The organism is Amycolatopsis ponsaeliensis (genome assembly GCF_030182635.1).
Lineage (GTDB): Bacteria > Actinomycetota > Actinomycetes > Mycobacteriales > Pseudonocardiaceae > Amycolatopsis > Amycolatopsis ponsaeliensis.
On record NZ_JAPZLD010000055.1, the window covers coordinates 14728 to 39715 of the forward strand.

The 24988-nt window shown below is 70.7% G+C and carries 25 protein-coding genes; 5 read left to right on the forward strand and 20 right to left on the reverse strand.

Annotated elements, in window-relative coordinates; all coding sequences use genetic code 11:
* Positions 1-12: 12 nt before the first annotated feature.
* On the reverse strand, positions 13-957 hold the full coding sequence (locus QQ657_RS47910; protein ID WP_284749098.1) for an SDR family NAD(P)-dependent oxidoreductase: 945 nt from the start codon (positions 955-957) through the stop codon (positions 13-15).
* 90 nt (positions 958-1047) lie between these two features.
* Between QQ657_RS47910 and QQ657_RS47915 the strand changes: the two genes are divergently transcribed.
* Complete coding sequence (locus QQ657_RS47915) at positions 1048-1653, forward strand: TetR/AcrR family transcriptional regulator (RefSeq protein WP_284749099.1); 606 nt, start codon at positions 1048-1050, stop codon at positions 1651-1653.
* Between the two features lie 141 nt (positions 1654-1794).
* Here the strand turns inward: QQ657_RS47915 and QQ657_RS47920 are convergent, their stop codons facing one another.
* The 3 genes from QQ657_RS47920 to QQ657_RS47930 all read right to left on the reverse strand — a co-directional run bounded on the left by QQ657_RS47920 (position 1795) and on the right by QQ657_RS47930 (position 3951).
* Positions 1795-2490, reverse strand: a complete 696-nt coding sequence (locus tag QQ657_RS47920) for a DUF2334 domain-containing protein (protein ID WP_284749100.1) — start codon at positions 2488-2490, stop codon at positions 1795-1797.
* A 74-nt stretch (positions 2491-2564) separates the two neighbouring features.
* On the reverse strand, positions 2565-3029 hold the full coding sequence (locus QQ657_RS47925; RefSeq protein WP_284749101.1) for an NADPH-dependent FMN reductase: 465 nt from the start codon (positions 3027-3029) through the stop codon (positions 2565-2567).
* Entirely contained in the window at positions 2950-3951 is a 1002-nt protein-coding gene (locus QQ657_RS47930; protein WP_284749102.1) for a phosphoribosylaminoimidazolesuccinocarboxamide synthase, read from the reverse strand. Before QQ657_RS47930 ends, QQ657_RS47925 begins: the two co-directional genes overlap by 80 nt.
* A 47-nt stretch (positions 3952-3998) precedes the next feature.
* Here QQ657_RS47930 and QQ657_RS47935 point away from each other — a divergent pair, with 47 nt between their 5' ends.
* Entirely contained in the window at positions 3999-4805 is an 807-nt protein-coding gene (locus QQ657_RS47935) for an SAM hydrolase/SAM-dependent halogenase family protein (protein ID WP_284749103.1), read from the forward strand.
* On the opposite strand, the gene QQ657_RS47940 is transcribed toward QQ657_RS47935, so the two are convergent.
* The 12 genes from QQ657_RS47940 to QQ657_RS47995 all read right to left on the reverse strand — a co-directional run bounded on the left by QQ657_RS47940 (position 4688) and on the right by QQ657_RS47995 (position 17190).
* Positions 4688-5569, reverse strand: a complete 882-nt coding sequence (locus QQ657_RS47940; protein WP_284749104.1) for an MOSC domain-containing protein — start codon at positions 5567-5569, stop codon at positions 4688-4690. The genes QQ657_RS47935 and QQ657_RS47940 overlap by 118 nt on opposite strands.
* A gap of 54 nt (positions 5570-5623) precedes the next feature.
* Positions 5624-6364 (reverse strand): amino acid ABC transporter ATP-binding protein, encoded by a 741-nt coding sequence (locus tag QQ657_RS47945; RefSeq protein WP_284749156.1) that lies wholly within the window; start codon positions 6362-6364, stop codon positions 5624-5626.
* Positions 6361-7128: an amino acid ABC transporter permease gene (locus tag QQ657_RS47950; protein WP_284749105.1), complete on the reverse strand. Its 768-nt coding sequence runs from the start codon at positions 7126-7128 to the stop codon at positions 6361-6363. The genes QQ657_RS47945 and QQ657_RS47950 overlap by 4 nt, the downstream gene beginning before the upstream one ends.
* Positions 7129-7134: 6 nt before the next feature.
* On the reverse strand, positions 7135-7914 hold the full coding sequence (locus tag QQ657_RS47955; RefSeq protein ID WP_284749106.1) for an ABC transporter substrate-binding protein: 780 nt from the start codon (positions 7912-7914) through the stop codon (positions 7135-7137).
* Positions 7915-7921: 7 nt separating this feature from the next.
* Complete coding sequence (locus QQ657_RS47960) at positions 7922-8686, reverse strand: ABC transporter substrate-binding protein (RefSeq protein WP_284749107.1); 765 nt, start codon at positions 8684-8686, stop codon at positions 7922-7924.
* Position 8687: 1 nt separating this feature from the next.
* Positions 8688-9509, reverse strand: coding sequence for a substrate-binding periplasmic protein (locus tag QQ657_RS47965; protein ID WP_284749108.1), 822 nt, complete (start codon positions 9507-9509; stop codon positions 8688-8690).
* Positions 9510-9658: 149 nt separating this feature from the next.
* Entirely contained in the window at positions 9659-11086 is a 1428-nt protein-coding gene (gene purB / locus QQ657_RS47970; protein ID WP_284749109.1) for an adenylosuccinate lyase, read from the reverse strand.
* A 22-nt stretch (positions 11087-11108) separates the two neighbouring features.
* Positions 11109-12446 (reverse strand): N-acetylmuramoyl-L-alanine amidase, encoded by a 1338-nt coding sequence (locus QQ657_RS47975; RefSeq protein ID WP_284749110.1) that lies wholly within the window; start codon positions 12444-12446, stop codon positions 11109-11111.
* Positions 12443-13294 (reverse strand): DUF4380 domain-containing protein, encoded by an 852-nt coding sequence (locus QQ657_RS47980; RefSeq protein WP_284749111.1) that lies wholly within the window; start codon positions 13292-13294, stop codon positions 12443-12445. Before QQ657_RS47980 ends, QQ657_RS47975 begins: the two co-directional genes overlap by 4 nt.
* Positions 13288-14433: a galactonate dehydratase gene (gene dgoD / locus QQ657_RS47985; RefSeq protein WP_284749112.1), complete on the reverse strand. Its 1146-nt coding sequence runs from the start codon at positions 14431-14433 to the stop codon at positions 13288-13290. The genes QQ657_RS47980 and dgoD overlap by 7 nt, the downstream gene beginning before the upstream one ends.
* A gap of 13 nt (positions 14434-14446) precedes the next feature.
* Complete coding sequence (locus QQ657_RS47990; protein ID WP_284749113.1) at positions 14447-15130, reverse strand: SDR family NAD(P)-dependent oxidoreductase; 684 nt, start codon at positions 15128-15130, stop codon at positions 14447-14449.
* 14 nt (positions 15131-15144) lie between these two features.
* On the reverse strand, positions 15145-17190 hold the full coding sequence (locus tag QQ657_RS47995; protein WP_284749114.1) for a DUF8189 domain-containing protein: 2046 nt from the start codon (positions 17188-17190) through the stop codon (positions 15145-15147).
* A 123-nt stretch (positions 17191-17313) separates the two neighbouring features.
* On the opposite strand from QQ657_RS47995, the gene QQ657_RS48000 reads away from it, so the two are divergent.
* Genes QQ657_RS48000 through QQ657_RS48010 form a run of 3 tightly spaced genes read left to right on the forward strand, consistent with a single transcriptional unit; the run spans position 17314 to position 19845 of the window.
* Positions 17314-18228 carry a sugar kinase gene (locus QQ657_RS48000; protein ID WP_284749115.1) on the forward strand — a complete coding sequence of 305 codons (915 nt, stop codon included), beginning with the start codon at positions 17314-17316 and terminating at the stop codon, positions 18226-18228.
* Positions 18225-18842 carry a bifunctional 4-hydroxy-2-oxoglutarate aldolase/2-dehydro-3-deoxy-phosphogluconate aldolase gene (locus QQ657_RS48005; RefSeq protein WP_284749116.1) on the forward strand — a complete coding sequence of 206 codons (618 nt, stop codon included), beginning with the start codon at positions 18225-18227 and terminating at the stop codon, positions 18840-18842. The genes QQ657_RS48000 and QQ657_RS48005 overlap by 4 nt, the downstream gene beginning before the upstream one ends.
* A complete protein-coding gene (locus tag QQ657_RS48010) occupies positions 18835-19845 on the forward strand; it encodes a lactonase family protein (protein ID WP_284749117.1) in 1011 nt (336 codons plus the stop codon). Before QQ657_RS48005 ends, QQ657_RS48010 begins: the two co-directional genes overlap by 8 nt.
* Here the strand turns inward: QQ657_RS48010 and QQ657_RS48015 are convergent.
* Genes QQ657_RS48015 through QQ657_RS48030 form a run of 4 tightly spaced genes read right to left on the reverse strand, consistent with a single transcriptional unit; the run spans position 19797 to position 24898 of the window.
* Positions 19797-21845: an alpha-galactosidase gene (locus tag QQ657_RS48015; RefSeq protein ID WP_284749118.1), complete on the reverse strand. Its 2049-nt coding sequence runs from the start codon at positions 21843-21845 to the stop codon at positions 19797-19799. The genes QQ657_RS48010 and QQ657_RS48015 overlap by 49 nt on opposite strands.
* A gap of 14 nt (positions 21846-21859) precedes the next feature.
* Positions 21860-22681, reverse strand: a complete 822-nt coding sequence (locus tag QQ657_RS48020) for a carbohydrate ABC transporter permease (RefSeq protein WP_284749119.1) — start codon at positions 22679-22681, stop codon at positions 21860-21862.
* Entirely contained in the window at positions 22678-23598 is a 921-nt protein-coding gene (locus QQ657_RS48025; protein WP_284749120.1) for a carbohydrate ABC transporter permease, read from the reverse strand. The genes QQ657_RS48020 and QQ657_RS48025 overlap by 4 nt, the downstream gene beginning before the upstream one ends.
* 1 nt (position 23599) lies before the next feature.
* Positions 23600-24898, reverse strand: coding sequence for an ABC transporter substrate-binding protein (locus QQ657_RS48030; protein WP_284749121.1), 1299 nt, complete (start codon positions 24896-24898; stop codon positions 23600-23602).
* Between the last annotated feature and the right edge of the window lie 90 nt (positions 24899-24988).

The following is a 24988-nucleotide window of genomic DNA, read 5'->3' on the forward strand; positions in this document are numbered from 1 at the left end:
GCGGCGTGCGGGTCACGACGGACCGACCGGCACGCCGCACAACTCGGCCGCGCCAAGCCACAATTCCTCCTCCCGCTCCTCGTCGTAGGACTCCGCCGACGACGGCACGACCCGGCCGCGGTCGAGGTACGCCCCGGACTCGGCCGGCCGAGGCGCCGTCATGGCCGCGGCCAGCTTGACCCCCGCGGTCTGCGGGCTCGTCGCGATGGGCGTCGCCCACAACAGCGGAAGCAGCCACCGGAAGCCGAAACGCTGGATCGCGCCGGCGTCCCGGACGAGGCCCGTGCCGGGGACCAGCCCGGGGGTGTAGGCGTAGACGTCGACCTCGGGCAGCCGCCTCGCGAGGGCGTGCACGAGGTACTGCACGCCGAGCTTGCTGGTCGAATAGGCCCGGCGCCCCGCGGCCACGGTTTCGGCCTCGGGGCCGGTGCCCGGCTCGGCGAGACTCCGCGTGCCAGTCCAGTGCGGTGCCGGGACGAGGCCCAGGTTGTGCCGGAAGTCGCCGAAGTGCGACTCGCTTCCGGTGACCACCACGCGCGCGCCCGGCTCGAACCGGTCGGCGAGCAGGCGGATCAGCAGGTAGTTCGCCAGGACGTTGATCCCGAACGTGGCTTCGAACCCGTCCGCCGTCGTCTTCGTGGCCGACGCCATCTGCACGCCCGCGTTGGCCAGGAACCCGGCCAGCGGCGGGATCTCCCGCTCGTCGAGCATCTTCCGCACGGCGTCCGCCGCCTCGCGCACCTCCGCCAGGGAGCCGAGGTCGCACGACACCGCCCGGACGTTCGCGTTCCCCGTGCGCGCGGCCAGTTCCCGCGCGACCCGGCGCCCGGCCTCCTCCCCTCGCACGACGATGAGCAGCAGCTGGTCCGGCCGGTCCCGCAGCAGTCGTTCCGCCGCGGCCCGGCCGAGTCCCCGGCTCGCCCCCGTCATGAGCAGCGTCTTCGTCGGTTCGGTCATGGCCTCGCCCCTTCACCCGATCAGGTACTCGATTCGAACTGGTACTCGGTACCGTAGCGGACTCGATACCGGTTCCGCTACTGTTGGCTCATGGAACAACGCCCCTCGCTGCGGGAGCGCAAGCAGAAACAAGCTCGCGAACAGATCGTCGAGGCAGCCTTCGAACTGTTCGCGGAGCGCGGCTTCACCGATGTCACGGTCACGGACATCGCCGAGCGCGCGGAAGTGGGGCGTACGACGTTTTTCCGGTACTTCGGCGACAAGCAGGAGGTGGTGTTTTCGGACGAGCAGCAGCTGCTGGACCACTTGGCGGAGCGGCAGCGGGCGTTGCCGGGCGAGGCACCCCGGACCCTTCCGGCGGCGCTGGACCAGGTCCGCGCCCTGGTGCTGGAGGTGTGCGCGGAAGCCACCGCGGACGCCACGCACTACGAGATGCACCAGCGTTTGCTGGAGGAGAACCCGGAGCTCAAGGACCGCAGTACGCGGAAGCTGCAACGGTTCGCCGAGCTGGGCGAGGCGATCCTGCTGGAACGCGGCACACCACGGGAGGTCGCGGTGGTGGCGGCGCAGGTCGCGGTGGCCTGCTACCAGGCAGGCAGCCGGCTCGCCGGGGCCGACGCACCCGCGCTCGCCCCGGCGGTCGACATGGCCTTCGGACGGCTCGAAGTGCTCCTCGACCCGAACCCGGCGCATTGAAAGCGGGAACGAGCCCCATCCCCGTCAGGGGCGATCATTGACAACTCCAGAGTGAAGCGACAGCGGCCGGCCGCTGGGCACCCGGAACCGCTGCGGGTTCCGGGCGTGCCTGGGCGGCTGTGCGGTGCGGCTGATCGTCGCTCAGGCCGCGACCGTCCGGAGCGAGCCGTACGTGGCGCCGAACGCACGGTTCTCCAGGGCGACGTCGACGGCGTCGAGCAGGGCCTGGCGGAGGCCGGGGCGGGTGAGGTCCGTGGCGTCCACCCCCAGCCGGACCAGCCCGCCCCGGCGGGCCGCGCGCGCCGCCGCCAGCACCAGTGCGAAGCAGCGCACCGTTTCTGTGCGGTGCGACTGGCTCGTGAACTCCTGGACGCGCGCCCGGCGCACCTCGCCCGTGACGAGGTCGCGGACCGCGCCGAGGTCGGCGCACAGGCGGAACCCGTGTTCCGCCAAGGCCTGCAGCGTGCCCGGGGAGGCGATCCAGCGCGGTGGCGCGAAGCCGTCGACCGTCAGGCCCGCGGTGTCCAAGGCGGCCTTCGCGGCAATCAGCCGGAGCCGCGCCTCGTGCGCCGGCAACGTCGCGAACTCCGCCTTCTTGCCCAGGTACACCGTGCGGTGCGTGGGCGTGACGGTGTGGTCGTACCCGTGCAGCAGCACGGAATCGCCGGCCCGGGCGCGCGTGCGCACCCATTCCGTCACCGGGCCGCCGCCGGTGCGGGCGGCGTACAGCACCGAGAGCGGCACGCGGCGGCGGTCGAGCTCGGCCGCGAGGTCGGCGCACCGGTGCAGCGTGCGCGGAGTGATTCCCGACAGCGAAACCAGCAACTGAGCGTCCACGCCACCATTGGGACGCACGCGTCTGACGTCGCCGTGAACTGCGCAGAACGGGCGAGCGTCCGTTGCCGGAAGGGTCAGACGCCTTCGCGCAGCCGCTGCACCGCCACCGCGATCCGGCCTCGCAGGTCGGGGTCGGCGACCTGGCCGTCGGCGACGTCCGCGCGGGAGACCGGGATCCGCGCGCACGCCTCGTCGACGATCTTCGCGCCCGCGTACGTCAGGACCTTGCGCAGCGAGTCGTGCGCGTCGCGGCCGCCCGTCGGCGCCGCCACCGAAGACGCGTTGATCCAGGACACCGGCTTTCCGTAGATCTCGCCGCCGCCGACCGTCCAGTCCAGGAGGTTCTTGAACGAGCCCGGCAGGCCGCCCGCGTACTCCGGCGTACAGATCAGGACCGCGTCCGCGTCCTTGATCGCCGCCCGCAGCGCCGCGACCTCCGGGTGCAGCGGGTCCCGGTCGTCATCCGGGTTGAAGTGCGGCAGGTCGCCGAGGCCGGTGTACGTCTTGCTCGCGGTGAGCGTCGCCACGGTCCCCAGCACCGCCGCATTGCCGGAGCCTGCTCGCAGGCTGCCGCAGATCAGCAGGATCACGCAGCCAGTCTGCCAGGGAACGGCCGGTGATGCGGCGGCATGCTTCGAGGTACCGGTCGCGCGTGGCGGTCACCACCTCGGGCGGCAACGGCGGCAGCGCGGACACGCAGTCCCAGCCGGACGCCGGGTCGACCAGCCAGTCCCGGACGTGCTGCTTGTCGAACGACGGCCGCGGGCGGCCGGGGCGGTGGCCGTCGGGGAGCCAGTAGCGCGCGGAATCCGGCGTCAGCAGCTCGTCCGCGAGCACGAGCCCGCCGTTCTTGCCGATGCCGAACTCGAACTTCGTGTCGGCCAGCAGCAGGCCCTGCTCGGCGGCCCGCGTGGCGCCCCGGCGGTACAGCTCGAGCGACGCCTCGCGGACCTCTTCCGCACGCGCACGGCCGAGGATCGACGCGAAGGTGTCGAAGTCGATGTTCTCGTCGGGTTCGCCGGGGCGCGCCTTGGTGGACGGCGTGAAGATCGGCTCCGGGATCCGTGCCGACTCGGCCAGGCCCGGCGGTAGCGCGATGCCGCACACTTCCCCGGAACGGCGGTAGTCCGCGTACCCGCGGCCGGTGAGGTGGCCGCGGACGACGGCCTCCACCGGCAGCATGTCGAGGCGCTCGACCAGCAGCGCCCGGCCGCGGAAGGCGTCCGGGATGCCGGGGCCGTCGCAGGCCACCAGGTGGTTCGGGAGGACGTCGGCCAGCTCGCGGAACCAGAACACGCTCATCGCGGTGAGGACCCGGCCCTTGTCCGGGACGCCGGTGGGGAACACGCGCTCGAAGGCGGAAATGCGGTCGGAAGCGACGATGAGCAGGTGGTCGCCCATGGCATACAGGTCACGGACCTTGCCGGAGGTGAGTCGCTCGGGGGTGGGGAGGGGTGTCACGCGCTGAACCCTAACGCGCACCCTCCGCCACCATGGATGATGCTGGCATGGCGTACGACTGGATCTCGGTGACCACCGACTACGGCCTGCGCGACGGCTTCGTGGCGGCCTGCCACGGCGTGATCGCGCGGCTGGCGCCCGCCGTGCGGGTGCTCGACGTCACACACGAGGTGCCGCCCCAGGACGTCCGGCACGGGGCCATGGCGCTGGCCCAGACGGTGCCGTTCCTGCCGGAGGCGGTGCACGTCGCCGTCGTCGACCCGGGCGTCGGCACGGCCAGGCTCGGCGTGGTCGTCGTCGCGGAGCGCGGGCTGCTGGTCGGGCCGGACAACGGCCTCCTGCTGCCCGCCGCGCACGCACTGGGCGGGGTCCGGGCCGCGTACGAGCTGGCTGAGCCTTCGCTGCGGCTGCCGGTGACGTCGGCGACGTTCCACGGCCGGGACGTCTTCGCGCCCGCCGCGGCGCACCTGGCGCTGGGCGTCGCACCGGCCGACTTCGGTGACCCGGTGTCCGACCTGATCGAGCTGCCGGAGCCGTTCGTGGCGGCGTTCCCCGGGAAGCTGGTTTCGGAAGTGCTGACGGTCGACCACTTCGGCAACGTCCAGCTCGCCGCGACCCCGGCGGACCTGGAGCTGTCGGGGTTGTCCGGCGCGGTTTCCGTGCACAGCGAGCGGGTCGCGGTGACCACCGAGGTCGGGCGGACCTTCGCCGACGTGCCCGCCGGCGCGAGCGTGCTCTACACCGACTCCGCCGGACGGCTCGCCGTCGCCGTCAACGGCGGTTCGGCCGCGGCCGTGCTGGGGCTGGGGCCCGCCCAGGAGTGCACGATCACCTCGTCGCCGACCGTCACCTGACCGGGACGCAGGACAGCGGCCTTCATCCCGAAAGTCACGCCGCCGTCCGGGTGGCGGCGGTAGCTCGCGAGCGTGCGGATCGGCTCGGGGCCGGCTTTCTCGCCGGTCTCCTGGTCGACCATCGGCACCGTGCAGCGCACGCATTGCTTGGCGTAGCCGAACTTTGCGGTGCCCAGGGTCATCGCTCGGACTTCGTCCTCGGTGTGCGGCTCGATCCAGCCGGAGATGACGATGTTGGGGCGGAAGCGGTCCATCGGCACGGGTTCGCCACCGCGGGAAGCGATCCGCTCGTTCAAGCCGTCCAATGAGGACTCGGATGCGACGAGCAGCGCGTGCCCGTCGGCGAACGCGGCGGTGCCGGGCGTCTCGCCGCCGGTGACGCGCTCGTGGTCCGGTGCGACGCCGATCAGGACGGATGGCCGGCCGAGCAGCTCCGAAAACCACTGCGCGGCTTCCTCGCCCTGGTGGATGCCGGTGCCGTGCCAGGAGAACGTCGAGCCCGGGTGCCGCGGGCCGTCGTGCCGGATGTCGACGACGAGGTCTTCGATGCCCGGTGCGGCGAGCTCGAGCTTGCCGCCGTCGACTTTCGGGCGGACCGCCGCCAGCGCCGGGTAACGACGCTGGCTGCGGAAGTCGCCGTCCGGCGCCACGACCTGGAAGACCCGGTCGTGCGCCAGTCCGGCCGGCCCGACCTCGGCGGCCGGCACCGAAGTGCCGGCACAGCCCTTCACCGGGTAGTACGTCAGCCGCGCGATCCTCGCCATGCCCGCAGGCTACCTGCGGGCACGGCGACGAAGCTCCCGGTTTTGCGGTGCGGGTCAGAGCACCTGGGAGAGGAACCGCTGCAGACGAGGGCTCTGCGGCTCATCGAAGATCTGGGCCGGCGGCCCCTGCTCCACGATGCGGCCCGCGTCCATGAACGCGACCTCGTCGGCGACGCTGCGCGCGAAGCCCATCTCGTGCGTCACGACGATCAGGGTCAGCCCCCGCGAAGCCAGGCCCGCCATGAGGTTCAGCACACCCTTGACCAGCTCGGGGTCGAGCGCGCTGGTGGCCTCGTCGAAGAGCATCACCTCGGGGTCCATCGCCAGGGCCCGGGCGATCGCGACGCGCTGCTGCTGGCCGCCCGAGAGCGCGCTCGGCCGGTAGGGCGCCTTGTCAGCGAGACCGACGTCCGCCAGCCGGGCGCGGGCGATCGCCGCCGCTTCCTCCTTGCTCAGCTTCTTCACGCTGCGCAGCGGCAGCACGATGTTGTCCAGCACCGTCCGGTGACCGAAGAGGTTGAAGTGCTGGAACACCATGCCGACGCGCTGGCGCAGCGCGTCCGGGTCCGACCGGATCACGGACTCGCCGTCGAGCAGGAGGTCGCCGGAGTCGGGCTCCTGCAGGCGGTTCACGCACCGCAGGAGCGTCGACTTGCCGGAGCCGGACGGCCCGATCACGCAGGTCGTCTTACCGCTCTCGACCTTGAGGTCGACCCCGCGCAGGACTTCGAGCGTGCCGAAGCTGACGTGGATGTCGCGCAGCTCCACGCTGGACGAGCGCACCGCCGTCGTCACCACGTGCTCACCCTCCCTCCGGGACCGATCTCCACCGGGTCACCGTCGTCCGGCTCGTCGGTGCGCACCTTGCGGCCGGTCCGGAGCTTCTTGTCGATGTAGTTCACCAGGTGCGTCAGCGGCACCGTGATCACCAGGAAGAACACCCCGGCGGCAACCAGCGGCGACAGGTTCCCGGTGTTGGCCGCGAGGTCCTGGCCGATCCGGAACAGCTCGCGCTGCCCGGACAGCAGGCCGAGCACGTAGACGAGGCTGGAGTCCTTGACCAGCGCGATGAACTGGTTCACCAGCGCCGGCAGCACCCGCCGGACGCCCTGCGGGATGATCACCAGCAGCATCGACTTCGTGTAGCTCATGCCGAGCGCGCGGCTGGCCTCCATCTGTCCTTTGTCGACGCTCTGGATGCCGGACCGGAAGATCTCGCCGATGTAGGCCGCCGCGATCAGGGACAGCGCCAGGATGCCCATCGGGTACGGGTTCGTGCCGACGACGTCCCGCGCGAGCGTACCGAGCCCCTGGCCGATCAGGAGGATCGTCAGGATGGCCGGCAGCCCGCGGAAGATGTCGGTGTAGACCCGCGCGGGCCAGCGCAGCCACCACTTGGCGGACAGGCCCATCACCGCCAGCAGCATGCCGAGCACAGTGCCGATCACTGCCGAGGACACCGACAGGATGAGCGTGTTCAGCAAGCCGGTCTTCAGCAGGTCCGGCAGGACCTGGGAGATGTAGTCCCAGTCCAGGAACGTGTTGACGAAATCGTCCATTGTGGACTACTGCCCCGCTTTGAACTCGGCGGGCACGGGCGCGGACGGCTCGAACTGGTCGTGCACCTTGACCCACGTGCCGTCGGCGATGACCTTCTTGAGGCCGTCGTTGACCTTGGCGATCAGGTCCGTGTTGCCCTTCTTGAACGCGAACCCGTGCGGGATGGTCGTGGTGATCGCCTTGGTCACCTTGAGCTTCGCGTCGGCGTTGTTCTTCGCGTAGTCCTCGGCCGTGGCCTGGTCGAACACCGCGCCGTCGATCGCGCCGGTCTTGAGGGCGTTGAGGGCGGCCGCGTCATTGGGGAAGCGGACGGCCTGCGCGGTCGGCGCGTTCGTGCCGAGCCACGAGTCCGAGACCGTGCCCTGGACGACGCCGATCCGCTTGCCCGCCAGGGAGTTCTCGTCGGTGATGCCGGCGGTCTCCTTGGCCTCGATGCCGAGGGACTGGTAGTTGTACGGCGCCGAGAAGTCGACGGTCTTCTTGCGGGCGTCGGTCTGGGAGATCGCCGAGCTGCCGATGTCGAACGTGCCGTTGGCGACCTGGCCGAGCAGGGCCGAGAACTCCGTCGCGGCGAACTCGAGCTTCAGGCCTTCCTTGGCCGCGATGGCCTTCAGCAGCTCGTTGTCGAACCCGGTGTAGTTGCCGTTCTCCTGGTAGGCGTTCGGCTTCGAGTCGCTCAGCGTGCCGACCCGCAAGGTCTTGTCGCCACCGCTGTCCGAGCCGCCGCACGCCGTGAGCGCGGCCAGCAAGGTCGCGGTGAGCGCCGTGACCAGTGTCTTCTTCATGCTTCTCCTAACCCTGGAACCCGGCCGGCACCGGAGCGGTCGGCAGGAACTGCTGGTGCAGCTTAAGCCAGGTACCGTCGGAGATCACCTGCTTGAGCCCGTCGTTGATCTTCCCGAGCAGCTCGGTGTTGCCCTTCTTCACCGCGAAGCCGTGCGGCACGTCGGTGACGAAGCTCTTCACGACGACGAGCTTGGCGTCCGGGTTGTCGGTGACGTTCTTCTCGGCGATGCTCTGGTCGAGGATGTACGCGTCGACCGCGCCGCTCTTCAACGCGGTCAGCGCGGCGGCGTAGTCCGGGAACCGCACGGCCTGCGCGGTGGGAACCGTGCCGGTCAGCCAGTGGTCGCCGACGGTCGCCTGGATGACGGCGACGCGCTTGCCCGCCAGGCCCTGCTCGTCGGTGACCGGCGTGCCCTGCTTGGCCTGGATGCTCATGGTCTCGAAGTCGTACACCGACGAGAAGTCGACCGTCTTCTTGCGCTCGTCGGTCTGCGCGATCGCCGAGCTGGCGATGTCGTAGCGGCCCGACGCGACCTGCCCCAGCAGCGCGGAGAAGTCCGTCGCGGCGAACTCCAGCTTGAGGTTCTGCTTGGCCGCGACGGCCTTGAGCAGCTCGTTGTCGAAGCCGGTGTAGTTGCCGTCCTTCAGGAAGATGTTCGGCGGCGCGTCGCTCAACGTGCCCACGCGCAGCGTCGAGGAGGCGTTGTCCGAACCACCGCACGCGGTGAGCGTCAGGGCGGCGGCGAGCACGGTGACGATCAGCTTCTTCATGTCACGCACCCACGTTCTTCACGGGCAGGCCAGGGCCACCCTGCCGGAGTTCCTTCGACAGGGGCGTCGTCTTGTAGAACTGGCCGTAGATGCGGGCGACCGAGCCATCCGCGATCGCCTTGGCGAGCCCGTCGTTGAGCTTCTTCAGCAGGTCGGGGTTGTTCTTGGCGACGGCGAAGGCCGAGGGTGTGTCCTTGTCCTCGACCGTGTAGCCGAGCTCCAGCGGGACCGTCGGGTTCTGGTCCAGGTACTTCTGGCCGATGTCCTGCGGCACGACCCAGCCGTCGAGCGTGCCGTTCTTCAGCTGCGCGAAACCCGCGTTGTAGTCCGGGAAGCGGACGACCTGGGCGCCGGCGGTCTTGCCCGCGAACTCGTCCTGCACCGAACCCTGGACGACGCCGAGCCGCTTGCCCGCGAACGCCGCCGGGTCCTTGAGGTTCGCGCCCTTCGCGGTCACGATCGTGGTGAAGCCGGTGTTGTAGCCGTTGGAGAAGGAGACCGTCTTCTTGCGTGCCTCGGTGCTGGAGATCGTCGAGCTGCCGATGTCGAACTTGCCGGTCGCGACGCCGGCCAGCAGGCTGGAGAACTCGGTGCCGACGAACTCGACCTCGAAGCCCTCACGCTGGGCGATGTCGCGCAGCAGCTCGTTGTCGTAGCCGGTGAACCGGCCGTTCTCGAGGTAGATCGACGGCGGGGCGTCGCTCAGGGTCCCGACGCGCAGGGTCTGGCCCGCGGCGGAGCTGTCCGAGCCGCAGGCGGCCAGGGTCAGCGTCAACGCGCCCGCGGTGACGGCCGCGGCGATTTTCGACAGCGTGGATCTCATCGCTTCTTCCAGAGGTCGGCGCGCTTGGGCGCGAGGAAAGCACGTCAGGCCACGGGGTAGGGGTCCTGACGCTCCGGGTTCAGCGATCGAGATTAGGGATTTCGCCCGTTCGTGTGGATTCGTTCCACTCCGTGGACGGGTGCGTCAGCTCACAGGATCGGTTGCGGCGCATAGCCCGCGGCCGCGGGGAACCGCTCGAGCACCCGCGCCACACGCTCGGCCACCTGCGCGACCTGACGGCCGGCCGTACCGGTGAACGAGATGCGGTCGGCCAGCAGCTTGTCCAGCTCACCGCGGTCGAGCGGGATGCGCTCGTCGGCGGCGAAGCGGTCGAGGAGGTCGTTCTCGGCGCGGCCTTCCCGCATCTCCAGCGCGACGGCGACGGAGTGCTCCTTGATCGCCTCGTGGGCCGTCTCACGTCCGACGCCCGCGCGGACCGACGCCATGAGCACCTTCGTGGTGGTGAGGAACGGCAGGTAGCGATCAAGCTCACGCTCGATGACCGCCGGGAAGGCACCGAACTCGGAAAGGACCGTGAGGAAGGTCTCCAGCAGGCCGTCGAGCGCGAAGAACGCGTCCGGCAGCGCGACGCGGCGGACGACCGAGTCGGAGACGTCGCCCTCGTTCCACTGGTCGCCGGCCAGCTCGCCGATCATGGAGAGGTAGCCGCGCAGCACGACCGCGAGGCCGTTCACGCGCTCGCACGAGCGGGTGTTCATCTTGTGCGGCATGGCGGACGAGCCGACCTGGCCGGGCTTGAAGCCTTCGGTGACCAGCTCGTGCCCGGCCATCAGCCGGATCGTCTTGGCCAGGCTGGACGGCGCCGCGGCGAGCTGGACCACAGTGGACAGCACGTCGAAGTCGAGCGAGCGCGGGTACACCTGGCCGACGCTGACGAACCGGCGGCCGAACCCGAGGTGCTGCATGACGCGGTCTTCGAGCTGGTCCAAAGTGGACTCGTCGCCGAGCAGGTCGAGCATGTCCTGCGCGGTGCCGACCGGGCCCTTGATGCCGCGCAGCGGGTAGCGCTCGATGAGGTTGTCGAGCCGTTCGAAGGCGACGAGCAGCTCGTCGGCCGCGGTGGCGAACCGCTTGCCGAGGGTGGTGGCCTGCGCGGCGACGTTGTGCGAGCGGCCGGCCATGACGGTGTCGGCGTGCTCGACGGCGAGGGCGGCCAGTCGCGCCAGTACGGCGGCGACGCGGGCGCGCACGAGCTCCAGCGAGCGGAGCAGCTGCAGCTGCTCGACGTTCTCGGTGAGGTCGCGCGAGGTCATGCCCTTGTGGATGTGCTCCTGGCCGGCGAGGTCGCTGAACTCCTCGATGCGCGCCTTGACGTCGTGACGGGTGACACGCTCCCGGGCGGCGATCGACTCCAGCCGCACGTCGTCGAGCACGCGCTCGTAGTCCTCGACGACGCCGTCGGGCACCGCGACGCCGAGGTCCTTCTGCGCTTTGAGGACGGCGAGCCAGAGCTGCCGCTCCAGGACGACCTTCTGCTCCGGCGACCAGAGCGAGACCAGCTCCGCCGAGGCGTAGCGGGCGGCGAGCACGTTCGGAATGCGGGGCTTGTCCGTCACGCCCTCACGATACCTGCGCAGGTCAGCCGGGTAGCACCTGGACGTCGGAGGCCTTCGCGTAGACGACCCGGTGGTTGTAGGAGAGCTGGAGGTACCTCGTCGCACCGGTGACCAGCGTGTGGTTGGCCGGCACGCCCGCCGGGTCGAACCGCGCGTAGTAGTTCTCCGCCCGGAACTCGCCCGTGACGACGTAGCTCTGGCCCGCGGGCAGCGTCCACGGGATGGCGCCGACCGTCCAGATCGGGTCGAACGGGATGCCCGCCGGGTACTCGGACTGCTCGGGGAAGGCGCGCCCGTACAACGGCACCGAGGAGACCGCGGTCACGCGCTGGGCACGGGCCGGGACGGTCGCGCAGTGGCCCGGGTTCGAGAACCACGCCTTCTGCCCGCCGTACCAGATGGCCGTCCAGTCGCCCTGCTCGCCGGCGAGCGCGTAGGTGCGGCCGGCGACGGCCTTGTCGCTCCAGTCGTCGATCGCCGTCGTGCCCGGTGAGCCGTCGGGGTGCACGACGGAGTCGGTGATCAGCGGGGACGCGGCGTCCGGCGCGGTGTGCAGGTAGACGAAGTTCGCGCCGTGGGCCGGCAGCGGCGTGCAGGTGCCGGCGCTGCAGGAGGTCAGCTCGGGCTGGGTGGTCGCGTAGTCCGGCTTGATCGTCACGGCCTCGCTCGCCGGGCCGCCGGTCGCCTTGATCGGCGCGCCGAGCAGGTCCATGTAGTGGGCCCAGTCCCAGTAGGGGCCCGGGTCCCAGTGCGCGGCGGCGAAGTTGCTGGTGCGCTCGCGGGAGATGTCCTCGTGGCCGAGGATGTGCTCGCGGTCGAGGGGGATGTGGTACTTCGCCGCCAGGAACTTCACGAGGTCCGCGGAAGCGCGGTACATCTGCTCGGTGTACCAGGTGCCGCCCTGCGTCGCGATGCCCTCGTGCTCGATGCCGATCGAGTGCTCGTTCATCGTCCAGTTGCCGGCGTGCCAGGCAACGTCCTCGGTCGGCACCATCTGCGTGACCTGGCCGTCGGACGAGCGGATCACGTAGTGCGCGCTCGAACCGCTCTCCGGCTTCTGGAAGGTGGCGATGGCCTGGTCGTACGGGCTCACGCCGCTGCCTGGCAGGCTTTCGGTGTCGTGGATGACGATGTACTGGATCTGCTGGCCGTCACCGGGCCGGTTCGCCGGGTCGTAGTTGCCGTAGTTGTTCGGGTTGCCGTGGTCCGTGCTCGACCAGTCGTAGGCGGCGGGCAGGAACCGGCAGTCGAGGTTCGCCGGGCACTCCGGCGCTTCCTGCGCGTGGGCGGCGACGGGGACGGCGGCGGTGATCGCCAGCGCGAACACCACGGCGGTCAGGCTTCGGACGGTGAAGGTCACACGTCATCTTCCCGGACTTCGGCACGAATCGACAAGCCGGTCGCTTCGCCGGGCGCCAAGGTGGTCAGCGGGCCGAGCACTTCCAGCTCGACGATCCGCGCCGGCGGGTCGAGGTCACCCAGCTCCGCGAGCGGCGCCGGCAGCGGGTGCTCCAGCCAGATCTCCAGCGGCGAGCCCTCGTCCGGGTACTCGCCCGCCGGGTCGACGTCGAACGACAGCGTCAGCGCGCCGTACGTCACCCAGCCCGCCGTGCCCGGCACACCAAGCTTGCCGACGACGTCCTGAGCCGGCACGACCAGGCGGTCACCGTCCACTGTGTACTCCGGGGTGCCGGTGCCGGCCACCAGCGCGACCACCTCGGGCCGCCGGAGCCCGGCGGTGACCGGGCCGCCGCCGGGGAGCTGGGTCACGTTCCACAGCGCCCAGCGCACCTGACGCGAGCTGATGTTCTCCGCGCGCAGGTCCAGCCGGTAGCCGTTGTCGAGCAAGGTTATCGCCCGCGTGAAGCGCAGGCCGGTGCGCGGGTCCGGCGCGCTGGTCATGGTGACCGTGTCCCCGTCGGCGGCCACGGAGTACGGCCCGGAGTCGAGGACCGGGTCGGGCGGGCCGGGCCACTGGTCCGGACCGGCCCAGCCCTGCGGCGCGGGCCACGTCTTGTCGCCGCCGTAGTTGACCCAGTCGCCCATCTGCCCGGAGTTCGGCGCGTACTCGCCGCGCAGGTCGTCGTCGAGCAGATCGGCGTTGCGCCACAACAACTCGACGCCGCGGTGACACAGGGACAGCAGCCGGCCGCCGAGCTCCGGCACCAGGCCGAGCCGCAGGTCGCCGCGTTCGAGCCAGGTCACCATTCGGCGAGACCGCCGTCGTCGTGGCGCCACACCGGCGAGCGCCACGCGTGGCCGACTTCGTCGGCGCGGCGGACGGCCGCTTCGTCGACCTCGATGCCGAGCCCGGGCCCGAGCGGGCGAGCCGCATAACCGTCCTGGAAGGCGAAGATCGACGGATCCGTGAGGTACGCGTGCTCGCGGCCCTCGTGGTAGTGCATGCCGACGCTCTGTTCCTGGATCAGGAAGTTCGGCGTCGCGAACGCGACCTGCAGCGACGCGGCCAGCGAGATCGGCCCGAGCGGGCAGTGCGGCGCGAGCGAAGCGCCGTAGATCTCGGCGAGCGCGCCGATCCGCCGCAGCTCGGAGATGCCGCCAGCGTGCGACGGGTCGGGCTGGACCACCGCGACGCCCGCGTCGAGCACCGGCTTGAACTCCCAGCGCGAGTAGAGCCGCTCGCCGACCGCGATCGGCACGGTGGACGCCTCGACGATCGAGCGCAGCGCGTCGCCCTGGGTCTCCGGCAGCACCGGCTCCTCGACGAACATCGGCTGGACGTCCTCGAGCAGCTTCACCAGCCGCCGGGCCATCGCGGGTGAGACGCGGCCGTGGAAGTCGATCGCGAGGTCGCGGTGCGGGCCGAGCACCTCCCGCGCTTCCCAGGCGCGCGCCACCGCGGCGTCGGCCTCCGCGGGCGACGCGATCGCGGTCAGCGGGCCGGCGACGTTCATCTTCACCGCCGTGAACCCGGCCTCGACCTGCGCGGACACGGCTTCGCGGATGCCCGACGGCCGGTCGCCGCCGACCCAGCTGTAGACCCGGACGCGGTCGCGGACCGGGCCGCCGAGCAGCTCGTGCACCGGCGCGTTGCGGACCTTGCCGGCGATGTCCCAGAGCGCGTGGTCGAAGCCGGCCAGCGCACTGGAGAGCACCGGGCCGCCGCGGTAGAAGCCGCCGCGGCGCAGCACCTGCCAGTGGTCCTCGATGCGCAGCGGGTCCTGGCCGATCAGCAGCTCGGACATTTCGTGGACGGCGGCGCGCACGGTCTCCGCGCGGCCCTCGACCACGGGCTCGCCCCAGCCGCTGATGCCCTCGTCCGTGTTGACCTTGAGGAACAGCCAGCGCGGCGCGACCAGAAACGTTTCAACCCCGGTGATCTTCAACCGTGTCCCCCATCTACGCGGAATCCTTGGCGGCGGACCAGCCGCCGTCGACGGTCAGCTCGGCCCCGGTGACGAACGACGCCGCGCCCGAGAGCAGGAAAGCGATCACGTTCGCCACCTCCGCCGGGTCACCGAGCCGGCCTGCCGGGGTCGCCTGGGCGCTGCGTTCGCGGTCCTCCGGCGAGATGCGGTCCCAGGCCTGGGTGAGCACCGGCCCCGGCAGCACGGAGTTGACGCGGACGGACGGCGCGTATTCCACGGCCAGCTGCCGGGCCAGCGCGACCAGCGCGCCCTTGCTCGCGGCGTACGCGGGGTGGCCCGGCAGGCCGAAGTGCGCGTGCACCGACGAGACGAGCACGACCGCGCCGCCCCGGGCCCGCAGCGACGGCAGGCAGGCCTTCAGGGCGAGGTACGCGCCGGTCAGGTTGACGTCGAGCTGGCGTTCCCACTCCCCGCGGCCGATCTCGTGCAGCGCCCCGGTGCTGGGCACGTAGGCGTTGCTGACCAGGGCGTCCACCTCACCGATGGCCGCCCAGGTCGCCTCGTCGCTGACCGAACCCCGGATGGGGACGACCCCGTCGGGGAGTTCGGCGATGTCCACGCCCAGCACGCGGTAGCCGTCGTCGAGCAGTTTCAGGGCCGTTGCCGCCCCGATCCCGGACGCCGCACCGGTCACCACTGCCGTACGCGTGGACATCGCCTCTCCCGTTCCTAGAACTTCGCTACATGCACATGGTCGTCCGGCCCGCGGGCGGCGAACCACAGCGACGCGCCGTCGGACGCGGCACCGAGGGTTCCCACGATGCTCCCGCTCGGGTACTCCGGCCGCTTGAACCAGCCCGCCCACGAGCCGGACCAGTCGTTGGCCCACAGCGAGTAGTCGCTCGCGGACGCGGTGAGCGCGACCTTCGCCCCGACCGCGACGAGCGTCGGGCTGCTGCTGACCGTGCCGCCGACCGACGTCCAGTCCGACCAGGTACTCCCGGTCTTCGTGCGGGCCCAGACGCTGTCGTCCGCGGTCCGGACGGCGACGACCGTGCCGCTCGTGGACGTCGCCGCGCCGGGCCGGCCGTAGATCGGCTTGCCGCCGGGCGCACCGAGACCGGACCACTCGCCGGCACTGGTCCGCTGCCAGACCTGGCCGTCGGCGCCACGCGCGAAGACCGTCCCGTCGGTGGTCACGGACGGCGAGTCGGTGAGCGTGCCGCCGAGCCGCTTCCAGTCGCTCCAGCGCTTCGAGTAGCTGCGCTGGTAGAGGGCGTTGTCGAGGCCACGGACGTAGACGTCGATGCCGGTGGACGTTGCCACCGCGGCGGGCTGGCCGAGGAACCCGCCGCCGACCCGGCTCGGGCCGTCGAGGCCCTTGACCTGCAGGGACCCGCTCTGGTCGCGGAAGAACGTCACGGTCTTGCCGCCGGTCCGGACGATCGCCGGGCTGGCGGACGCGGTGCCGCCGAGGTCGTCACCCGGGACGAGGTCGGTGCCGTGCAGGCGAAGGAACGCCGTGCCGTGCGCGGGGACGGTGACCGTGTACGAGCCGGTCGCGCTGCCACGGTCGGCGCGGGCGCGGAGGTCGCGAATGGACACTCGCCCCTTCAGCCCGGCGTCGGCGAGGTTCAACGTCATCTGCGTCGGCGCCTCACCGCGGTTGAGCAGCACGACCGCGCGGTCGCCGGCACGGTCGAGGACCTTGCTGTAGGTGTCGGTGGCGCCGGTCGTCGCGACCCGGACGCCCTGGATGCCGAGGCGGTCCTGGTTGACGCCCACGATCTCCGGGTTCTTCAGCGTCTTGAGCATCGACGCGGGCAGCGTGCGCGGGTCCGAGCCGAGGATCAGCGGGGAGGCCATCTCCGCCCACATGACGAACTGGGTGGTCGACTCCTCCTCGTTCAGCTCGTAGGTACCCTGCTCGGTCTTGCGCATCGGGATCAGGTAGTCGGGGTCGTTGTAGTGGCCCGGCCCGTTCGCCTCGGGGTGCGCGGCGTTGGCGTCCATGTTGCGCAGGACATCGGTCCAGATGCCCTCGTACGGCGTGCCGAACGCGATGTCCGTGCTGGTGCGCCACGAGTCGGCGACCAGCGGGCCGTAGCTGTAGGCGATGCCGGCGACCTGGTCGGGCCCGTGCGGGGTGCCCCACTCGTCGGTGACCGGGTTGCAGACGTTGAGCACCATCGGACGGCCCGCCTTGGCGAGGGCCTGGCTGAACTGCGTGAACGCGTCGGCGGGCTTGAGGTTCTGGGCGATGCCGCAGAGGAAGTCGACCTTGACGGCGTCGAACTTCCAGCTCGCGAAGCGCTTGGTGTCCTGCTCGTAGTAGCCGCCGGAGCCGGCCGCGCAGTTCTTGCCGTCGGAGGCGCCCGCGTCGGTGTAGATGCCGGCCAGCAGGTGGCGGTCGTGCAGGTATTTGACCAAAGTGGACAGTCCACTGGGGAACTTCGCGCTGTCCGCGAGGAGGTTGCCCTGGGCGTCGCGCGGGTCGGGGGCGGTCCAGCCGCCGTCGATCCAGACGTAGCGGTAGCCGGCGTCGCGCAGGCCGCTGGAGACGAGGAAGTCCGCGACGGACTTCACCGACGCCTCGCTGGGCGCGCCGAGGCCGTAGTAGGTGTTCCAGCCCATGTACGGGGTCTTCGCGACCCCGCTGTCGTAGTAGTCGGGAGCGCCTTGGTCCACGGCCGGTGTTGCCTGTGCGGGGATCGCGATGGCGGTGAGCGCGGCGGCTGCCGCTGCTACGACCGCTAGGGATCTCTTCAGGAACATGTTGCTGGACACCCTTCTCCAGTGAAACAGCGTCGAGCTAAGCCGGGAGCAGCATGCCGGGGCGTCTCGGTCTCCGTCAAGAATAAATCCTAAATTAAGATTTCACGCGCTATGCTGTCCGCGATGAACACCGAAGTCGTCACTCTCGGCGAGGCGATGCGGCTGCTGCTCGCCGAGCCCGGCGTCGCCCTGCGGCGCGCCCGCACCTTCACGTCTTCCGTTGCCGGCGCCGAGACCAACGTCTCCGTCGGCCTGGCCCGGCTCGGCCACCGCGTCCGCTGGCTGAGCCGCGTCGGCGACGACCCGTCCGGCGCGCACGTGCTCGCCACCCTGCGCGCGGACGACGTCGACGTCTCGCAGGTCGAAGTCGATCCGGACGCGTACACCGGGTTCCTCATCCGGGACACCGAGACGGTCGAGTACCACCGAAGCGGCTCCGCAGCTTCGCGCCTGACACCCGCGTACGTGCGCGACGCAGGTCTCGACGGTGCTCGGCTCGTACACGTCTCCGGGATCACGGCGATGCTGTCGCCGGACGCGTGCGAAGCCGTCGAAGCCCTCTTCACACTGGCCCGCGCTTCGGGCGCTTGGGTGTCCTTCGACCCGAACGTCCGGCTGAAACTCGCGAAGCCGGACCGCTGGCGCGAGACCGTCGGCCCGCTGCTGACCAGGGCGGACCTCGTCTTCGCCGGAGACGACGAGCTCGAACTGCTCGGGCAGACGCCGGACGCGCTGCTCGCGGGCCGGGCGCAGACGGTGGTCGTCAAGCAGCGGGACAAGGTCGCCCGAGCGGTGACGGCCGACGGCTCGTGGTCGCAGCCGAGCCTGGTCACGCGGGTCGTCGACCCGGTCGGCGCCGGGGACGCGCTGACCTCGGGGTACCTGTCGGCGTGGCTGCGGGGCGCGTCGCCGGAGGACGCGCTGCGGGCGGGCGCGGCCTGCGCGGCGCTGGTAGTCGGCACCCGGACCGACCTGGAAGGCCTACCCGACCGGGGCGAACTCACGAAAGCACTGCTCGGCACGGAGGTGGACCGATGACCTATCGCTGGGAGATCACGGCGAACGCTTTGCGTCAGGGCGTCGTCGGGATCGTGCGCACGCACGACGCGGAGTCGGCGGTTTCGGCGGCGCGCGCGGCCCTGGAAGGCGGACTGCGCTCGATCGAGCTGCCGCTGACGAACCCGGGCGCGCTGGACGCGATCTCGGGGCTGACCGCGGCCTACGCGGACGCGACGATCGGCGCCGGCACGGTGCTCGACGAGGCGTCGGCGGTGCTGGCGATCCGCGCGGGCGCGCGGTTCCTGGTGTCGCCGTCGGTCGACGCGGCGGTGATCCGTACCGCTCACCGGTACGGCGCGGCGGCGTTCCCCGGCGCGGGTTCGGTGACCGAAATCGTGCGGGCGCTGGAAGAAGGTGCTGACGCGGTAAAGGTCTTCCCCGCCTCGGCGCTGAGCCCGTCCTGGGTGAAGGACGTGCGGGCGGCACTCCCGCAGGCGCCGCTGGTGCCCACCGGCGGCATCGGACCGGCGGACGTGCCAGGCTGGCTGGCGGCGGGCGCGGTGGCGTGCGGGGTCGGCTCGGCGCTGACCCGCGGCACCGCCGCGGAGATCTCCGCCCGGGTCGAAACGCTGTTGAGGAGCGCGCATGGCTGAGCTGGTCTTCGTCGGGTGCTACACCGGCGATGCGGGGAACGGCACCGGGATCACGACGTTCTCGCGGTCCGCCACCGGCGATCTGACGGAGGTCGCCTCGCTGCCGATGGAGTCGCCGTCGTGGCTGGCGAAGCACCCGTCGTTGCCGGTGCTGTACGCGGCGAACGAGACCGCGACCGGTGGCGTGACGGCCTTGGCGCTTTCGGACGCCGGCGCGTTGTCCGTGCTGGGCACGGCCGAGACGGGCGGCGCGCACCCGTGTCACCTGGCGGTGACCCCGGACGGCCGGTTCCTGCTGTGCGCCAACTACACCGGGGGCAGTCTGGCGGTGTTCTCGCTGTCCGCGTCCGGCGCTGTCCAGTCGCGGACGGCTCTGGTCCAGCACACGGGCAGCGGCCCCGACCCCGAGCGCCAGGAAGCGGCGCACGTCCACATGGCGGTCCCGTCGGCCGACGGTTCGGTGGTCAGCGCGGTCGACCTGGGCACGGACGAGATCCGCAGCTACACGCTGTCTTCCGACGGTTCTCTGGAGCTGCTCGCGGTGTCTCAGCTGCCGCCGGGCACGGGCCCGCGCCAGCTGGTCCGGCGGCCGGGCACCGACCTCGCTTACGTGGTGGGCGAACTGGCCGGGACGGTGGTGACGGTCCGCGAGACGTCCCCGGGCGCGTTCGAGGTGGTATCGATCACCGAATCGACGCTGGGAGGAGCGCACGGGTACGGGCCGAACCTGGTGGCCCACCTGGAGCTGACCGACTCCAACCTCTACGTGTCGAACCGCGGTCCGGACTGCATGTCGGAGTTCACCCTCGATGATCTGACCGCCTTGGCGGACCAGCCGTGCGGCGCGAACCCGAGGCACTTCGCCCTGCTGGGCGGCACGTGTTACGTGGCGGCGCAGTCGGACGACGCGGTCACGGCGTTCACGCTGCCGGTAACGAGCTCGGACCTGCGACGCTACCCGACGGGCTCGCCGACGTTCGTGCTACCGGTGTCGCTGCCCTGACGCCGCAGGATCACGACATCGGCGTCGTGGTCCGTGGTCCAGTCGAAGGGGAGACCCGCGTACCTCAGGTGGGCTGACGAATAGCGGGTGCCCGCCGAATCCACATAGGACGCTTCCGGTACCGAGAGGCGCACCCGCGACGACCGGCCCGGCACCAGCGGCGCGCCGGTCAACTGCCCGGTGCTCCACGCCAGCACGACCACCGTGTCTCCGTCCTCGGACGTGTACTGCGTTGCCGCCGTCCGGGACGAGGGGCCGGCCAGGACCCGGGCCGTCCCGTGGTGGATCACGTCACGGATCGACTTGTACAGAGCGATCAGCGAAGCCGCCTCGGTATGCTGGGTCGACGTCCAGGAAGACAGGTCCGCGCCGATGCCCAGCACTCCGGCCATCGCCGTCACGAAACGGAACCGCAGCGACCGGGGCCGCGGGTCGAACACGCCCGGGGATTCCGTCACCCACGAGCTCATCAGGTGCGGCGCGTGCATCAGCAGGAACCCGTCCTGGATGGCCAGGCGGTCCAGCGGCCCGGTGTTGTCGCTCGGCCACACCACGTCCGTGCGGGCCACCGTGGCCAGGTCGGTCCGGCCGCCGCCGCCCGCGCACGCCTCGATCGTCACGTGGGGGTGCGCCGAACGCAGGTGGTCCAGCACCGACAAGTAACCCGCCACGTGCTCGGCGTCGAGGTCCGCGAACGGTGCGCCCGGCCGGCCGCGTTCCGTCGGCGGCCGGTTCATGTCCCACTTCAGGTACGAGATCGGGTACGCCGACAGCAACGAGTCCAGAGTGGACTTGATGAACGAAACAACAGAGGGCAGCCCGAGGTCCAGCAGGAGCTGGTTGCGGATCAACGTGAGCGGGCGCCCGTCGATGCGGTACACCCAATCCGGATGCGAAGCGTAGAGCTGCGACTTCGGGCTGACCGCCTCCGGCTCGACCCACAGGCCGAACTCCAGGCCCAGCTCACGCACCGAATCGACGAACGAGCCGAACGACTCCTCCGCCGGGGTCCAGTCACCGAGGCCGCCGGTGTCGTCGTCACGGCCGGTGAACCAGCCGTCGTCCACCACGAACAGCTCGACGCCGAGGTCGGCCGCGCGCTTCGCCAGCTCCAGCTGATGCGCACTCCGGACGTCGAAGCCCGTGGCCTCCCAAGAGTTGTAGAGCACTGGACGCGGACGCCGCCAACGTGCACCCGCCAGCACCCGGTCGTAGTCGTGCCACACCGACGCGAGCCCAGCCAGTCCATCCACACTGGACGCCAGCGCGACGGCCGGGGTCACCAGCGAAGCTCCGGGCTCGAGCCGCACCGGACCCGGTGACGGCAGCCGCCCGGCCCGGACGCGGGTCAGCCCGGACGGCTCCACATCGGCGGAGATCTCCCACGACCCCGGCCATTCCAGGGAAACGCCGAAAGCGGCGCCGCCCGAGGAGTCCTGTACTGCCAGCCACGGGACATGAGCGTGCCCCGGGACGCCGAACCGGCTCTCCATCCGGAACCCGCCCGCGGGCAGCGAAACGGACTGCCGTGTGAACTCCTGCGACCACTGCCCGGTCAAGTACGTCAGCTGCGCACCGGACACGGTGGGCACGCACACCCCGGCCGAGCCGAGCCGGTCGAACTCCAGCGGCTCGGAACCGGCGTTCGTGAACTCGACCCACCGGGTCAGGACGTCGGTCTCGGGCACCGGCCGGTAGCACAGCACCGCGCGCAACCCCGCGACTTCGTCCACAAAGGTCAACCGCAGGTCGCCGTCGTGGGACGCGGAGTCGAACCGCCACCAAGAACCACCCCGCACCGAGACGTCCGCGCCGGAGAACGGCCGCAGCCCCAGCGGTGCGTATTCCACCGGCGCCGCGTCGGCGTCGGTGATGAAGTGCACCGAGCCCGCGTTCGTGAACACCGACGGCCCGTCCTCGATCCCGGACGGCCCCCACGCGACGAGTTCGGCCCACCGGGAAGAAGGATCCAGCGCCACCGTGTACGAAGTGGACTTCATGGACACGGTCCACGTCACTTGATCGCCCCGATCGCCAGCCCCGAAATGAAGTGCTTCTGGAACCGCAGGAACACCGCGACCGTCGGCACGGCCGCGATGACCGAGCCCGCCGCGATCACGTTCCAGTTGGACACGTACTGCCCCTGCAGGCCGAGCAGCGCCGGCGTCACCGGCATCACCGTCCCGGTGCGCAGCACGGTGATCGACCACAGCAGGTCGTTGAACGTCCAGGTGAACGCCAGCGCGCCGAGCGCGGCCAGCGCCGGGCGGGTCATCGGCAGGATGATCCGCCAGAAGATCTGTGCGACGCCGGCGCCGTCGATCAGCGCCGCCTGCTGGATCTCGTCCGGGATCGACCGCATGAACCCCTGCAGCACGAACGTGTAGAAGCCGAGCCCGAACCCGACCTGCACGACGATCAGTGCCGTCAGCGTGTCGTAGATACCCAGCAGTTCGGCCAGCTTCGCGACCGGCACGAGCAGGATCTGCGGCGGGAGCAGGTTTCCCGCCAGCATGACCAGGATGATCGTGCGGCGGAGCGGGATCCGGTACCGGCTCAGCGCGAACGCCGCCGCCGAGCTCAGCAGCAGCGCGAGCAGCACCGTCGGGATCGTCACGAGCAGGCTGTTCAGCATCGCGTGCCCACCGCCGCCCTCACCCCACGCCTGGCCGAACCCGTCGAGCGAGAACGACGCCGGCAGCGCGCCCAGGCCGTTCGACGCGATGTCGGAGAACGTCCGGACGCTCGTCGTCAGCACCAGCGCGATCGGCAGCAGCCACAGCACCGAGAGCCCGCCCGCGAGCAGGTGGAACCCGAACGTGCGCGTCCTCCTCACGAGTCCTCCCGGAAGGCGCGCACGAGGTAGGTCACGATCACGCCGAACGCCAGCACGAAGATCACCACGGCCAGCGCGGACGCGTAGCCGAGCCGCAGCGACTGGAACGCCGTCGCGTACATGTACGTGCTCAGCAGCTCGGACGAGTGGTACGGCCCGCCCTTCGTCATCGACCACACGACGTCGAACGACCGCAGCGAGTCGATGATGATCACCGACAGGACGACCGAATTGACGCTGCGCAGCTGCGGCCACGTCACGTTGCGGAACTGCTGCCACGCGGTCGCGCCGTCCAGTTTGGCCGCTTCGTACAGCGCCGGGTCGATGCCCTTGAGCCCGGCCAGGTACAGCACCATGACGTAGCCGAGCTGCCGCCACAGCGCCGGGACGAGCACCGCGTACAGCGCGGTCTTCGGGTCCGCGAGCCACGCGTGCTGCCAGCTGCCGAGCCCGATCGCGCCGAGCACCTTGTTGAACACGCCGTCCGGCTGGTAGATCACCTGCCAGATCAGCGACGTCGCGACCAGCGAGAACACCACCGGCGTGAACAGCGCGGCCCGGTAGAACCCGACGCCCCGGCGTTCCTTCTGCAGCAACGTCGCCAGCGCGAGCCCCCCGACGGCCGAGAGGCCGCCGAAGAGCACGAGCCAGATCACCGTGTCGAACGCGGCGGTCTTGAAGATGTCGTCGGAGAACATCTCGGCGAAGTTCCCCAAGCCGACGAACGTGGGCGCCGAGACGCCGTCCCAGTTCGTCAGCGCCAGGTAGAACCCCTGCAGCGCCGGCCAGAACACCCAGAACCCCTCGACAACGAGCGGCACCAGGACGAACGCCAGCAGCACGGGCGAGATCCGGCGACGACGGCGTTTCGCGGCCAGGAACGCCGTGTCGGGCCGTTTCGCGGTCAGCACCGCCATCTCAGGACTGCCAGACCTTCTGCGCGGCCGTCTGCCAGTCGCTCAGGATCGAGTCGAGCTCGTTGGGCTTCTGGATGAACCGGATCAGCGCGGCGTCGGCGGTCGGCTGCAGCGCGTCGGAGGAGTCGCGGTTGAAGAACTGCGTGATCTCCTTGGCGTCGGTGAGCAGCTTCCGTCCCTTTTGGACCAGCGGGGTGCCGTTGTCCTTGGCCTTCGGGTTCGTCGGCAGGACCGTGCCGGAGGAGTTCTTGATGTAGAGCTCCTGCGCCTCGGCCGTCGCGACGTACTTGAACCACTCCTTGACCTCGGCGACGTGCGGGGTGCGCGCGCTGGCGAAGAAGCCGTCGGTCGGGCCCTCCTCGGCGACCAGGACGGCCGGGTCGAGGATCGGGAACTGGAAGAAGTCGAGGTCGTCGAGCGCGTCCTTCGGGGCGGCGTCGGCGAAGAACGTGCCGGTGAGGACCATGCCGGTGCGGCCCTGGAGCAGCACGGTCGTCGCGTCCTGGAAGGCGATCGCGGTGCCGTTCGGGTCGAAGTACGGCAGGGCCTGGCGCCACGGGTCGAAGATCTTCTTGACGCGCGGGTCGTCGAAGCGCTGCTTGCCCGCGAGCAGCTCGCGGTGGAAGGGCGCGCCGTTGATCCGGATGTTCAGGTAGTCGAACCACGCGGACGCGGTCCACGGCGTGTTGCCGCCCGCGCCGAGCCCGATCGGCGCGATTCCCTTGCCCTTCAGGGTTTCGCACAGCGCGAGGAACTCGCTCCAGTTCGTCGGCGGCTGCACGCCCCACTTCGCGAAGTTGGACTTCCGGTAGAAGAAGCCCCACCAGTAGTAGGACGTCGGGACGAAGACCTGGTGCCCGGCACCGTCGCCGGAGAGCGCGCGGAACGCGGCGCTGTAGTCGCCCATGGTCTGCCAGACGTCGCCGACGTCGAGCAGCAGGCCCTTGCGCGCGTAGCCGGACAGCAGCGAACCCGGGTACCACGTGTAGGTGTCCGGCGGGGTGGCCGCGGTGAGGTAGCTGGGCAGCTGGGTGCGGAAGGTCTCCGACGCGACGGTGTTGACCGTCGCCGTCGCGCCGCCCTTCGCGCCGAACGCCTGGGCCAGCGCTTCGATCGCCTTCTTCGCCTCGGGCGAGGACAGGTTCGACTGGACGGTGACCGCGCCGGCGGCCTGCTTGACCGGGCCGGAGTTCGCGGAGGTGGCGCAGGCGGCGAGGAAGCCGGACGACCCGATCGCGCCCAGCCCGGCCAGGCTCGCGTTGCGCAGGAAACGACGGCGGGACAGGCCTGCACTCGTCATGTCGTGACCCCTTTGTCATGGTGCTGTCTTCGGCGCCCTCACGGGCGTGACTGCTGCCAAAGAGTGCAACCGGGCGACGCCGGTGTCAAG